At 43.7% G+C, this 13,857-nt stretch carries 12 protein-coding genes; all 12 read left to right on the forward strand.

The annotated features are described in order from the left end of the window. The first annotated feature begins 161 nt into the window (after positions 1–161). The 12 genes from I2D69_RS00215 to I2D69_RS00270 all read left to right on the forward strand — a co-directional run bounded on the left by I2D69_RS00215 (position 162) and on the right by I2D69_RS00270 (position 13,784). Complete coding sequence (locus I2D69_RS00215; RefSeq protein WP_148461124.1) at positions 162–1,619, forward strand: UDP-N-acetylmuramoyl-L-alanyl-D-glutamate--2,6-diaminopimelate ligase; 1,458 nt, start codon at positions 162–164, stop codon at positions 1,617–1,619. Between the two features lie 3 nt (positions 1,620–1,622). After that, a complete protein-coding gene (gene priA, locus I2D69_RS00220) occupies positions 1,623–3,851 on the forward strand; it encodes a primosomal protein N' (protein WP_173716053.1) in 2,229 nt (742 codons plus the stop codon). A 93-nt stretch (positions 3,852–3,944) separates the two neighbouring features. Beyond that, positions 3,945–4,427, forward strand: coding sequence for a peptide deformylase (gene def / locus I2D69_RS00225; protein ID WP_118578240.1), 483 nt, complete (start codon positions 3,945–3,947; stop codon positions 4,425–4,427). Then, positions 4,428–5,384 carry a methionyl-tRNA formyltransferase gene (fmt, locus tag I2D69_RS00230; RefSeq protein WP_148461126.1) on the forward strand — a complete coding sequence of 319 codons (957 nt, stop codon included), beginning with the start codon at positions 4,428–4,430 and terminating at the stop codon, positions 5,382–5,384. A 4-nt stretch (positions 5,385–5,388) separates the two neighbouring features. Continuing rightward, positions 5,389–6,102: a zinc metallopeptidase gene (locus I2D69_RS00235; RefSeq protein WP_195379203.1), complete on the forward strand. Its 714-nt coding sequence runs from the start codon at positions 5,389–5,391 to the stop codon at positions 6,100–6,102. Continuing rightward, entirely contained in the window at positions 6,095–7,444 is a 1,350-nt protein-coding gene (gene rsmB / locus I2D69_RS00240; RefSeq protein WP_195379204.1) for a 16S rRNA (cytosine(967)-C(5))-methyltransferase RsmB, read from the forward strand. The genes I2D69_RS00235 and rsmB overlap by 8 nt, the downstream gene beginning before the upstream one ends. Positions 7,445–7,454: 10 nt before the next feature. After that, positions 7,455–8,495: a 23S rRNA (adenine(2503)-C(2))-methyltransferase RlmN gene (gene rlmN / locus I2D69_RS00245; RefSeq protein ID WP_148461129.1), complete on the forward strand. Its 1,041-nt coding sequence runs from the start codon at positions 7,455–7,457 to the stop codon at positions 8,493–8,495. 61 nt (positions 8,496–8,556) lie between these two features. Next, the gene (locus I2D69_RS00250; protein WP_118578191.1) at positions 8,557–9,303 is read left to right on the forward strand and encodes a Stp1/IreP family PP2C-type Ser/Thr phosphatase; all 747 of its coding nucleotides are present in this window, start codon (positions 8,557–8,559) and stop codon (positions 9,301–9,303) included. Further along, positions 9,297–11,540 carry a Stk1 family PASTA domain-containing Ser/Thr kinase gene (gene pknB, locus I2D69_RS00255; protein WP_195379205.1) on the forward strand — a complete coding sequence of 748 codons (2,244 nt, stop codon included), beginning with the start codon at positions 9,297–9,299 and terminating at the stop codon, positions 11,538–11,540. Before I2D69_RS00250 ends, pknB begins: the two co-directional genes overlap by 7 nt. Positions 11,541–11,543: 3 nt before the next feature. Then, positions 11,544–12,422 (forward strand): ribosome small subunit-dependent GTPase A, encoded by an 879-nt coding sequence (gene rsgA / locus I2D69_RS00260; protein ID WP_173716055.1) that lies wholly within the window; start codon positions 11,544–11,546, stop codon positions 12,420–12,422. Positions 12,423–12,426: 4 nt separating this feature from the next. Continuing rightward, a complete protein-coding gene (gene rpe, locus I2D69_RS00265) occupies positions 12,427–13,098 on the forward strand; it encodes a ribulose-phosphate 3-epimerase (RefSeq protein WP_118578194.1) in 672 nt (223 codons plus the stop codon). 8 nt (positions 13,099–13,106) lie between these two features. Further along, a complete protein-coding gene (locus I2D69_RS00270; protein WP_173716056.1) occupies positions 13,107–13,784 on the forward strand; it encodes a thiamine diphosphokinase in 678 nt (225 codons plus the stop codon). Positions 13,785–13,857: the final 73 nt, after the last annotated feature.

A 13,857-nucleotide genomic window follows, 5' to 3' on the forward strand; every position in this document is an offset into this window, starting at 1 on the left:
GATATTCTATAAAAGAGTATGCGTTGCTGTATGATGTCATTAGATTAGAGCGTGTTTGAAAAATCATTCCCGCAAATTGTGACACAAATCTTGCAGAAAGTCTTTTTCAAACAAGCTCTGGCGTGATTTTAAAGCAACGTCAATATAGGGAGGCATATATTATGAAATTATCATCCTTATTAGAGAAGTTAGAATACACCTGCGTGCAGGGGAGCACAGAGCAGGAAGTCACTGGTGTTGTTTATGATTCCAGAAAGGTAACAGACGGCTCTCTGTTTATCTGTATCAGAGGTGCTGTTGTAGATGGACATAAATTTATCCCGGATGTGACAGCAAAAGGGGCTAAAGTTCTGGTAGTAGAAGAGGAGGTTTCTGCACCGTCGGATGTTACGGTTATCCAGGTGACAGACACCAGATATGCTATGGCATTTATTTCAGCAGCCTGGTTCGGACATCCGGCAGAGAAGCTGAAAACAATCGGAATTACCGGAACTAAGGGAAAAACTACCACTACCTATATGGTAAAATCCATTCTGGAAAATGCCGGATACAAGGTTGGTCTGATCGGTACTATTGAGGCAATTATCGGAAATAAGATAATACCTGCTTCTAATACCACACCAGAATCCTATGTAGTTCAGGAGTATTTTCACGAAATGGTGGAAGCTGGCTGTGATTGTGTGGTTATGGAAGTTTCCTCACAGGGGCTGATGCTGCATCGTACTCAGGGATTTGTGTTTGATTTTGGAATTTTTACAAATATTGAACCAGATCATATTGGTCCAAACGAGCACAAGGACTTTGACCATTATCTGTCTTGTAAAGCTATGCTTCTCAAGCAGTGCCGCGTAGGAATTGTAAACCGTGATGATGAGCATTTTGACAGAATTGTAGAGGGACATACCTGTACTCTGGAAACCTATGGCTTTTCAAAAGAAGCAGACCTTCGCGCTGAGGATGCCAGACTGATTGGCGGAAAAGGTTATCTTGGAATTTCCTATCAGCTGAAGGGGCTTATGGATTTCCCTGTTGAAATCGACATCCCAGGTAAATTCAGTATTTACAACTCTCTTACCGCTATTGCAATCTGCCGTCATTTTAAGGTTTCCCAGGAAAATATCCTGAAGGCTCTGAAGGTAGCAAAAGTAAAAGGCCGTATTGAGATGGTGAAAGTATCTGATGAATTTACTCTGATGATTGATTATGCACATAATGCAATGGCTTTGGAAAGTCTTCTTACTACATTGCGTGAGTATCATCCACACAGACTGGTCTGCCTGTTTGGTTGTGGCGGAAACCGCTCCAGGCTTCGCCGTTATGAGATGGGAGAAGTTTCCGGTCGTCTGGCAGATCTGACCATCATTACTTCTGATAATCCGCGAGATGAGGAGCCTCAGGCTATTATTGATGACATCAAGGTTGGCATGGCGAAGACAGAAGGTAAATATGTGGAGATTCCAGACCGCAAGGAAGCAATCGCTTATGCCATCCATCACGGAGAACCAGGGGATATTGTGGTGCTGGCTGGTAAAGGTCATGAAGATTACCAGGAAATCAAAGGCAAAAAATATCCTATGGATGAGCGTGTGTTGATCGCTGATATTCTTGCTGGAAAGTAAAACATGACATATGCAGATATTATTGTAGACATTTCCCATGAGAAGCTGGATAAAAGCTTTCAATATCTGGTTCCGGAGAAACTGAAGGAAGAGATACAGGTGGGAATGGTGGTTTCCATTCCATTTGGAAGAGGAAATCATGTGCGCAAGGGATATGTAGTGGGGATTTCTGGTGAGCCTAAAGTAAAGGGAATCCAGCTCAAATCTGTTGCCGGTATTGAAAATGATCAGGAAACCACAGAATCCAGGCTGATCGCGCTGGCAGGGTGGATGAAAGAAAATTACGGCTCTACCATGATCCAGGCTCTGAAAACAGTTCTTCCTATTCAGAAAAAGATGAAAGCCCAGGAAAAAAGGTGGATAACCCTTCTGATTTCCAGAGAAGATGGGGAAAAGCTTCTGGAAGAGCTTAGCATGACCAGATTTAAAGCACGTATCCGCCTTCTGGAAGCACTCTTGCAGAATGAAAATGGGAAAATTGAGACTGCCTGGGCTTCAAAGGAGCTTGGCACTACGGCTTCTGTCCTGAGATATTTTGAAGAACAGGGGATTGCTTCTGTGGAGTCAGATGAAGTGTATAGAAATGCAGTTGCAGATGCAGAGAATATTCCGCATGTGGCACCAGCAGTATTAAGTATATCCCAGCAAATGGCTGTGAATCAGATCTTATCAGAATGGGAACACCCGGATCCGAGACCGGTTCTTCTTCACGGAGTTACCGGCAGTGGAAAAACGGAAGTATATATGGAGCTGATCGATAAGGTGATAAAGGAAGGCGGTCAGGCAATCGTGCTGATTCCGGAAATTGCGCTGACTTATCAGACTGTACGGCGATTTTATGGTCGTTTTGGTGATAAGGTGTCGGTAATTAACTCCAGACTTTCCCTGGGAGAGCGTTATGACCAGTTTAAAAGAGCCAAACAGGGAGAACTGCAGGTTATGGTGGGACCCCGTTCAGCACTTTTTACTCCTTTTGGAAAGCTGAGGCTGATCATTATTGATGAGGAGCATGAATCTTCTTATAAAAGTGAAAACAGTCCAAGGTATCACGCCCGGGAAACGGCTATCCACAGAGCAAAGCTGGAAGGCGCAAGAGTAATTCTTGGTTCTGCAACTCCATCTATGGAAGCGTATTACAGGGCGAAAGAAGGAGAATATGTCCTTGTAAAGCTGGAAGCCAGATTTGAAGAAAGACCTCTTCCCAGGGTATCAATTATTGACATGAGGGAACAACTAAAAAAAGGAAACCGCCTTGCCCTCAGTCTGGAACTGAGAGAAGACCTGAGCCAGTGCCTGAAAAAAGGGGAGCAGGCCATGTTGTTTCTCAACCGCCGTGGCTACGCAGGGTTTGTTTCATGCCGTTCCTGCGGTCATGTAATGAAATGTCCTCACTGTGACGTTTCCTTAAGTGAGCATAATGGCAGAAAGCTGATCTGTCATTATTGTGGTTATGAAACTGTGAAACCGGACAAATGTCCAGTCTGTTCTTCCCCATATATAGGCGGTTTTAAAGCGGGAACCCAGCAGATCCAGCAGGTGGTAGAAAAAGAATTTCCAGAGGCAAGAGTTCTTCGAATGGATTACGACACTACAAGAGCTAAGGGAAGCTATGAAAAAATTCTGTCTGCTTTTTCCAGGCATGAGGCCGATATTTTGATTGGAACCCAGATGATCGTCAAGGGACATGATTTCCCGGATGTTACTCTTGTGGGGATCCTTGCTGCAGATTTATCCCTGAATGCTGATGATTATCGCAGTGGTGAGCGCACTTTTCAGCTTCTTACCCAGGCGGTGGGACGAGCAGGAAGAGGAAGGAAAGAAGGCCATGCCTTGATCCAGACTTATAGTCCGGATCATTACAGCATACAGACAGCTGCAAAGCAGGATTACGAAGAATTTTACCAGGAAGAGATGGGATACCGTCTTCTTATGGATTATCCCCCGGCTGCCCATATGATGGCAGTGCTTGGTTCTTCGGAGGATGAGAAGCTTCTTGAGACAGCCATGCACTATCTTGGTCTGTTTACAGGAAAAATATATGCGGGAAAAGATCTTCATGTGATCGGTCCCGCCCCTGCGTCTGTAGGGAAAGTAAAGGATGTATACAGAAGAGTACTTTATCTGAAACATGAGAATTATGATCTGCTTGTCCGAATAAAGGACAGGCTGGAGGAATATATAGAAATCAATTCCGGCTTCAGAAAAGTTAATATACAATTTGATTTTTCATAAGGCGAAATACCGGAAATAAAGGGCTGCGTTAAGGTGCAGGGCTTTGAAACAACGGGTATTTCCAAATTCAAAGATAAAGGAGATAACACAGAGATGGCACTTAGAACAATCAGAACAGAGGGAGATTCCGTTTTGGAAAAAATCTGCAGACCAGTAGAGAAAATCGACAAACGTACAAAGGATCTGGTAGGAGACATGCTGGAAACCATGTATGACGCATGCGGTGTTGGCCTTGCAGCTCCCCAGGTGGGTATATTAAAGAGAATCGTAGTGATCGATATTGGAGATGGTCCAATTATTCTTATCAATCCGGAAATTCTTATGACATCCGGTGAGCAGACAGGCGAGGAGGGATGTTTAAGTGTTCCGGGAATGTCCGGTCAGGTTACCCGCCCAAATTATGTGAAGGTAAAAGCTCTTGATATGGATATGAATGAGCAGATATATGAAGGAGAAGGACTCCTTGCCCGTGCATTTTGTCATGAGCTGGATCATCTTGACGGAAAAATGTACACACGTCTGGTTGAAGGTGAATTACATCATGTAAGTTATGACAATGAGGAGGAAGAGGAATAAATGAAAATTGTTTATATGGGAACGCCGGATTTTGCAGTTAATCCCCTTCATGCACTGGCTGAAGCTGGCTATGAGGTGACAGGTGTTGTGACCCAGCCGGATAAGCCGAAGGGAAGGGGAAAGAGCATGCTTCCCACTCCTGTAAAGGAAGAGGCATTGAAACATGGGTTCCCGGTTTACCAGCCTGTGAAGGTACGCGATCCGGAATTTTTACAGGTTCTTGAGAAACTGGATCCCGATATTATTGTGGTAGCTGCCTTTGGACAGATCATTCCCAAAAGCATTCTGGAGCTTCCGAAATACGGATGTATTAACATCCATGCATCCCTGCTTCCGAAATACCGCGGTGCAGCTCCTATTCAGCAGGCAGTTATTGATGGGGAAAAGGAGTCAGGTGTTACGATCATGAGAATGGGAACAGGTCTTGATACAGGAGATATGATCTCAAGGATCGTAGTGCCGATTGCAAAAGATGAGACGGGCGGAACTCTGTTTGATAAGCTTGCAGAAGCAGGAGCGAAGCTTCTTGTTGAGACATTGCCTCACATTTTTGATGGCACAGCTGTTTACGAGAAACAGCCGGAGGAAAGCCCTACTCCATATGCCGGTATGATCACCAAACAGATGGGATTGATCAATTTTGGGAAATCAGCCGCGGAACTGGAAAGACTGGTGCGAGGTTTAAACCCGTGGCCAAGCGCATTTACCTTCTGGAATGGAAAAACTTTGAAGGTATGGGAAAGCTTTGTAGTAAAAAGTGAAGAAGCTGGCACAGAAAAGCCAGAACCTGGAACAGTAGTAAAAACGGACAAAAAAGGAATTTACGTGGCTTGCGGTGAGGATGTTCTGGTACTTTCACAGGTACAGTTAGAAGGAAAAAAGAGAATGGATGCGGATGCATTCCTTCGAGGATGTCATATAGAAACCGGAAGCAGATTCACAGATAAAAAGGAGTGATCTTATGTACGGATATGGATATCCTTATGGATTTTATGTTGATCCTACTTATGTATTGCTGATCATTGGAATGGTGCTGGCACTGGCTGCATCTGGAAAGATGAAAAGCACTTTTGCACGTTATCAGCAGGTGCGCAGCCATTCAGGTCTTACAGGAGCTCAGACTGCCCAGAGGATTTTAAATGCAGCCGGAATTTACGACGTAACGATTGTTCCAATTTCCGGAAGCCTTACAGATCATTATGATCCGAGAACAAAGAGGCTGGCACTTTCACAGGACGTATATGGAAGAACTTCTGTGGCAGCTGTATGTGTCGCTGCCCATGAGTGTGGTCATGCCATTCAGCACAATATAAATTATGCACCGCTGAATATCCGTTCAGCTATTGTTCCGGTGGCAAATATCGGATCTTCCCTTTCCTGGCCGATTTTTCTTCTGGGACTGATCTTTTCCATACCGGCACTTACAACTGTAGGAATTGTGCTGTTTTCACTGGCGGTACTGTTTCAGCTTGTAACACTTCCGGTAGAATTCAATGCTTCCTCAAGAGCTTTAAAAATGCTGGAAAGCACAGGAATTTTAAGCCACGAGGAAAACAAAGGTGCGAAGAAGGTTCTTACAGCGGCAGCCCTTACTTATGTAGCAGCTCTTGCTTCTTCCATTTTACAGCTTCTGAGACTGATCATACTTTCCGGAGGTAGAAGACGGGATGATTAACGGAATCAATTCCAGGGAGATGATCCTGGAAATTTTACTTGAAATCGAAGAGGGCGAGCACAGTCACGTGGCAATTCGGAATGCCCTTTCCAAATATCAGTTCCTTCCCAAACAGGACCGGGCATTTATCACCCGTGTCTGTGAAGGAACGCTGGAATACCGGATCCAGATTGATTACATTATCAATTCTTTTTCCAAGGTGACAGTTGATAAGATGAAGCCTGCAATCCGGGAAATTTTAAGAAGTGCAGTATATCAGCTGAAATACATGGATAGTGTGCCAGACAGCGCAGTGTGCAATGAGGCTGTGAAGCTGGCACAAAGAAAAGGTTTTTATAATCTGAAGCCTTTTGTAAATGGTGTTCTTCGTACTATAGCCCGGGAAATGGATCAGGTCCGGTTCCCTCAAAAAGAAGATGATCTGTTGAAATATCTTTCCGTAAAGTATTCCATGCCAGAGGTACTGGTAACCAGGTGGCTGGAAGCCTATGGAGAAGAAACAACAGAGAAGATACTGGCGGATTTTCTTACGGAACATCCTCTTACCATCAGATGCCGGACTTATCTGAATTCCAAGGAAGAGATTATAAAAAGCCTGGAAAGTCAGGGCGTTCATGTAGCACCTGCACCATATCTGTCTTATGCATACAGCATTTCTGAATTTAACCATATTCTTGCGCTGGATGCTTTTATCAAAGGAAAAATTGTCGTGCAGGATGTAAGTTCCATGCTGGTTGCGGAGGTTGCAGATCCGAAGAAGGGCGATTACGTTATTGACGTGTGTGCTGCGCCAGGTGGAAAGAGTCTTCATATGGGAGACAAGATGGAGGGATATGGAACGGTAGATGCAAGAGATGTAAGCCAGTATAAAGTCAATCTGATCGAGGAAAATATCCAACGTACCAATTCTATTAATGTACAGGCAAGAGTGCAGGATGCTACTATTTTTGATCAGGATTCAGAACTGCTTGCAGATGTTGTAATTGCAGATGTACCTTGTTCCGGGTATGGAGTGATCGGCAAGAAGCCGGAAATCAAATACCGTGTTACGCCACAGAAACAGGATGAAATAGTGATTCTGCAGAGAACCATTCTGGATCGCGCAGCAAACTATGTGAAGCCAAGAGGAGAGCTGATCTTCAGTACCTGTACCATTGCAAAAGAAGAAAACGAAGAGAACATGATGTGGTTTTTGAATAATTATCCGTTTAAGCTGGAGAGCCTGGATCCTTATCTTCCAGAGGAGCTGCACTCAGAGACAACTGCACTTGGATATCTGCAGCTGCTCCCGGGAGTACATAAGACAGACGGTTTCTTTATTGCGAAATTCAGAAGAAAATAGGAATATAAATATGACAGACATTAAGTCGATGACGAAAGACGAACTGAAAAATCTGATGACCGAACTGGGAGAGAAACCCTTTCGGGCAAAGCAGATCTACAGCTGGTTACATGAACATCTGGTAACCTCTTATGATGAGATGGGAAACATACCAGGAAAACTAAAAGAAAAACTGAAAGACTATCCCATAGCGGCATTGGAAATGGTGGATGAACAGGTTTCTGCCATTGACGGCACAAGAAAATATCTGTTCCGCCTTTCTGATGGAAATGTGATCGAGAGTGTTCTTATGCGTTATAAGCATGGAAATTCCGTATGTATTTCGTCACAGGTAGGCTGTAAAATGGGGTGCCGTTTTTGTGCTTCCACTATTGGAGGCTGGACAAGAAACCTTCTTCCTTCGGAAATGCTGGATCAGATTTACAGGATCCAGAGCATAACGGGAGAGCGGGTATCTAATGTAGTAGTAATGGGAACTGGCGAACCTATGGATAATTATGATCATATTGTACGCTTTGTACATCTGCTTTCCGATGAAAATGGTCTTAACATCAGCCAGAGGAATATCACCGTATCGACCTGCGGAATTGTTCCAAAAATTTATGAGCTTGCAAAGGAAAAACTGCAGATTACCCTTGCCCTGTCTCTGCATGCACCAAATGATGAAAAAAGACAGGAACTTATGCCTATTGCACAGCGGTACAGTATGGACGAAGTCCTGGATGCATGCCGCAATTATTTTCAGGAGACTGGCAGGAGAATTACTTTTGAATACAGTCTTGTGGCTGGTGTTAATGACAGTGACGAAGATGCAAGAGAGCTGAGCAGCAGAATCCATGATATTAACTGTCATGTAAATCTAATTCCGGTAAACCCTATTAAGGAGCGTTCTTACAGGCGTTCTACGCATCAGGCTGTAGAGAATTTTAAAATAAAACTTGAAAAATGCGGAATTAATGTTACTATTAGAAGGGAAATGGGCAGTGACATAGACGGTGCCTGTGGACAATTACGAAAAAGTTATATAGAAAAAAGTTACGATCCGCAGTAACGAAAAACTGGTGTTTCTATGTTGAACAACAGTACGAAAAGGACAGAAAGCGAGAAGTGACATGAGGGTATATTCAGCTACGAATATAGGAATGAAGCGGAAGATGAACCAGGATTATGTGTTCGCTTCCCAGGACACAGTTGGAAATCTCCCGAACCTCTTTGCTGTTGCTGATGGAATGGGAGGACACAATGCAGGTGATTATGCGTCCTCTCACGCGGTCAGGATACTGGTAGATGAAATCAGGGAGGATACGGATTATAATCCTGTAAAGGTAATCCGTCATGCCATTGAGACTGCGAACACAGAAATTATAGAACAGGCGCAGAAGGATGAGAAGCTTCGTGGAATGGGAACTACTATGGTAGTAGCCACCATTGTAGGTCAGTATGCTTATGTTGCCAATGTGGGAGACAGCAGACTATATGTGGTGGATAAACAGCTGAGGCAGATTACCAGGGATCATTCACTGGTTCAGGAAATGGTAAGAATGGGTGAAATCACTGCTGAGGAGGCAAGAAATCATCCGGATAAAAACATTATCACCAGAGCTCTGGGAGCAGAAAAAACTGTAGACGTGGATTTCTTTGATATGCGTCTGGAACCGGGAAGTACGATCCTGATGTGTTCCGATGGTCTCAGCAATATGGTGGAAGACAAAAAAATGGAAGAAATCATATTGAATTCTGATGAGGATATCACCTGGAAGGGAAATACTCTTATCCAGGAAGCCAACAACAACGGCGGCAAGGATAACATTGCAATCATATTGATAGAACCATTCACGAATGAGGTGGAAACATGTTAAAGACAGGTATGATTATAGCAGAACGCTATGAAATTGTAAGTAAAATCGGTACCGGCGGAATGGCGGACGTATATAAGGCAATGGACCATAAACTGAACCGTTTTGTGGCAGTTAAGGTTCTGAAGCCGGAATTCAGGGAAGATGCAACTTTTGTAAAGAAATTCAGAAGTGAAGCGCAGGCAGCAGCAGGTCTTACCCATCCAAACATAGTAAATGTATTTGATGTAGGCGATGATGAGGGTGTTTATTATATCGTAATGGAGCTGATCGAGGGAATCACTCTTAAGGAGTATATTTCCAAGAAAGGTAAGCTTTCGGTAAAGGAAGCTACCAGTATTGCCATTCAGGTATCTATGGGACTTGAGGCAGCACACAGCCACGGCATTGTACATCGTGATGTGAAGCCTCAGAATATTATTATTTCCACAGACGGCAAAGTAAAGGTAACAGACTTTGGAATTGCAAGAGCTGCTTCTTCCAATACCATCAGCTCCAATGTTATGGGGTCTGTACATTACAGCTCACCGGAGCAGGTACGAGGCGGCTACAGCGATGAGAAGAGTGATATCTACTCACTTGGTATCACCTTATATGAAATGGTAACAGGACGTGTCCCTTTTGACGGAGATACTACAGTTGCCATTGCAATCAAACATCTTCAGGAAGAGATGGTACCGCCAAGTGTTTATTCCCCGGATCTGCCGTACAGTCTGGAACAGATCATTATGAAATGTACCCAGAAGAGTGTGGATCGCAGATATAATAAGATGGAGGATGTGATCGAGGATCTGAAGCATTCTCTTATTGACCCGCAGGGAGATTTTGTGAAGCTTACATCTGTAGATACAGATGCTAAGACGGTTGTAATTTCTGATGAAGAGCTTGGAGAGATCAAGCATACTCCGAAGCAGACTCTTAAGCCGGATATAGAAACTCTGGAAAAAGAACTGAATGAGACAAACTACGATGATGATGACGATTTCGAGTATGATAATAAGGAAGAGAGCTCGAAAGGCTCCAGAAAGAACCGGGATCGTGAACGAAGCAGAGAGCGGGAAGAGAGAGAAAGACGTATCAAAAAGCAGAAAAGAGGCGTCAGTGTAGCTGGAAGTATTATTGCTTTGATCATAGGTGCCGCAGTTCTGATCGCGGTAATTCTTGTTGTGGGAAAGGCAGCAGGTCTGATCGGAGACAGCAAGGATTCTTCTTTGGATCAGCAGAATCAGCAGGCACAGGTTACCCAGGCTGCTGACGAAGATGATGGTATGGTACCAGTACCTGATCTTATCGGTAAGACAGAGGCTGAGGCACAGGAACTTTGCGCTTCTGTAAATATCGGAATGACCTACAAAGGTGAAGAGGCTTCCACACAGGAAAAAGGCAAGATTTCTTCACAGGATCCTGTACAGGGAACAAAGGTAGCTAAAAATTCAACTGTTAACTATTATTTAAGTAAAGGTTCTGAGTCCGTTACCCTTACAGATATGTTCGGTCAGAATGGCGCTTTGGCGCAGGAAACTCTGGAAAGCCAGGGCTTAACGGTTCAGATCAATAAGATTTACCCGGATGAAAGTCAGTCTTCTATGGTAGACATTGGATGTGTCCTTGATACTGAGCCTGCAGCAGGAACTACTGTCAAGGCAGGCGATACAGTTACTCTTACCATCAGCCGTGGTATTAATTATGGTGACAGTGTACAGGTGCCAGATGTAACCGGAATGGAGAAGAATGATGCAATTGCCAAGCTTGGCAAATTCATTAATATTGATGTGGAAATGCAGATGAGCACAGACGTTGCAGAGGGAACTGTTATCTCTCAGGATCCTATAGGATATACAGATGACAACCCGGTATATGCAGATCCGGATAACGATACGATCACTCTTATTGTAAGCAGTGGAAGTCAGGATACTTCTTCACAGAATACTGAGGATCAGAGTTCCTCTGATACTACTGCAGCAGTAGCAAATGGCGAAGTATGGAAATGTACACAGAAACTGAAGACGCCTATCGGATATAATGGAGGTCTGATCAGACTGGAGCTTGTTCAGAATGTAGGCGGCGCTCCAAAAGCAAGCTCTGTGGTAGAAGGACAGCAGCTTACTTTCCCATATCAGCTGGATATTACAGGTGCACCAGGAGTTGCTGAGGGTACTTTATATCTGTCTGAGCAGCAATCTGATGGAAGCTATCAGGAACTTGGCCATTATCCTCTTACTTTTGAGAAGGTTGAGTAATCCATGCAGGGAAAGATCATTAAAGGAATTGCAGGTTTCTATTATATCTATGCGGAAGACGGCAATATTTACGAATGTAAGGCAAAAGGAATTTTTCGAAAGGATAATTTCAAGCCTCTGGTAGGTGATAATGTGGAGATTACCGTTTTGAATGAGGAGGAGAAGGAAGGCAGTGTAACTTCCATTCTTCCCCGCCGCAATTCGCTTATCCGTCCTGCTGTAGCCAATGTAGATCAGGCGTTTTTGATTTTTGCCATGGAGAATCCAAAGCCTAATTTCCTTCTTCTGGACCGCTTTCTGATCATGATGGAGCAGCAGAAAATTCCCGTGGTTATCTGCTTCAATAAGAAAGATGTGGGAGAGAAGAAAGAAATGGAAAAGCTTTACGAAATATACACTGGATGTGGATATTGTGTAGTGCTTTCCAGTACCTATGAGGGAGAGGGAATGGACGAGATCCGCGAGATACTGAAGGGAAAAACAACAGTAGTTGCAGGACCTTCCGGTGTGGGGAAATCTTCCATTACCAACTGTATGCAGGGTGAAGTGCAGATGGAGACTGGCGAGATCAGCAAAAAACTGAAGCGCGGCAAGCATACCACCAGACATTCCCAGGTAATCCCGGTGGAGAAGAATACTTTCCTGGTGGATACTCCGGGATTTTCTTCTTTGTATCTTACCGATATGAAGGAAGAGGAGCTTCGGGATTACTTCCCGGAATTTGTAATGTATGAGCCGCAATGCCGGTTTCAGGGGTGTATGCACATTCATGAACCGGGCTGTGCAGTGAAGAAAGCTCTGTCTGAAGGTAAAATTAGTCAGCAGCGGTATGACAACTATCTGGCTTTATATGAGGAATTAAAAGAGAAAAGGAGATACTAAAACTATGTATCAGCTATGCCCTTCCATTTTATCAGCGGATTTTAACCGTCTGGGCGAACAGATTAAAATTCTTGAAAACGAAGGAGTTGAATGGCTCCATATTGATGTTATGGATGGAGATTTTGTACCGAGCATTTCCTTTGGTATGCCGGTGATCAAATCCATCCGTAAAGAATCCAAGATGTTTTTTGATGTTCATCTTATGGTGACAGAGCCGGAAAGATACATTCAGGATTTTGTAAATTGTGGTGCGGATTCCATCACCGTTCATGCTGAGGCATGTGAGGATCTGGAACGTACTATAGAGCGTATCAAGGATGCAGGAGTGAAAGTTGGTGTTTCCATCAAGCCTGCAACTCCGGTAAATGATATCAGCCATATGCTTGAGGATGTGGATATGGTTTTGGTAATGACTGTTCAGCCTGGCTTTGGCGGACAGAAATATATGGACGAGTGTACAGAGAAGATTCAGGAACTGAGAGAACTGATCGACAAAGAGAATCTGAATGTGGATATTGAGGTTGACGGTGGAATCAATGAAGGTACCATAGAGACTGTTATGAAAGCTGGTGCCAATATCTTTGTTGCCGGATCCTGGGTATTCGGCGGTGATATTGCCCAGAATGTCCGCCATATTCAGAAACAGATCGAAGAGATTGGTGACAGGATTGAGTGAGAGATAGAATGATAGATACAGTAATCGTAAGCGGGGGCATGATCCAGAAAGATTTTGCCCTCGATTTTATAAGAAAAATAGAAGAAGAGCGAAAAGGAAAGAAGCTGCTTTTGCTGGCGGCTGACAGAGGACTGGATTTCTTTCTGGAAACAGGTCTTGTCCCGGATATTGTGGACGGTGATTTTGACAGTTTATCAGGTGCTGGAAAGGCATATCTGGAGAGTCTTGACCATACAGAAATTGTCAGACTGAATCCTGAAAAGGATGATACAGATACCCAGTCTACTTTAAATCTGGCAATAAGAAGAGGGGCAAAGAATATTCTTATTCTTGGCGCAACTGGTGGAAGACTGGATCATTTTATTGGAAACATGGGACTTTTGGGATATGGCAGACAAAAGGGTGTCAATGTGATCCTGGCAGATGCTCAGAATTACATCTGTCTTGTGGAAAATGGCCATATTATTCGAAAAGACAGTCAATTCGGAAAATATGTTTCCTTTTTCGCAGCCGGTGAAACGGTTGAAGGTCTTACTTTGAAGGGGTTTAAATACCCATTGGATCATTACCGCCTTACTACAGATAACTGCGGCCGCACCGTTAGCAACGAGATTCAGGAAGAAAAGGCCAAGATACTCTACGAAAAAGGCAGTCTTCTTATGATCATGTCCAGAGATTTGAAATAAATGATGTATTACGAAAGAGAAACACTTCATATTCAATTGGAAATATGAGGTGTTTTTTCAAATTTATCAGATT

Origin of the sequence: Ruminococcus sp. D54t1_190329_F1 (genome assembly GCF_015551645.1) — a bacterium.
GTDB lineage: Bacteria > Bacillota > Clostridia > Lachnospirales > Lachnospiraceae > Blautia_A > Blautia_A faecis.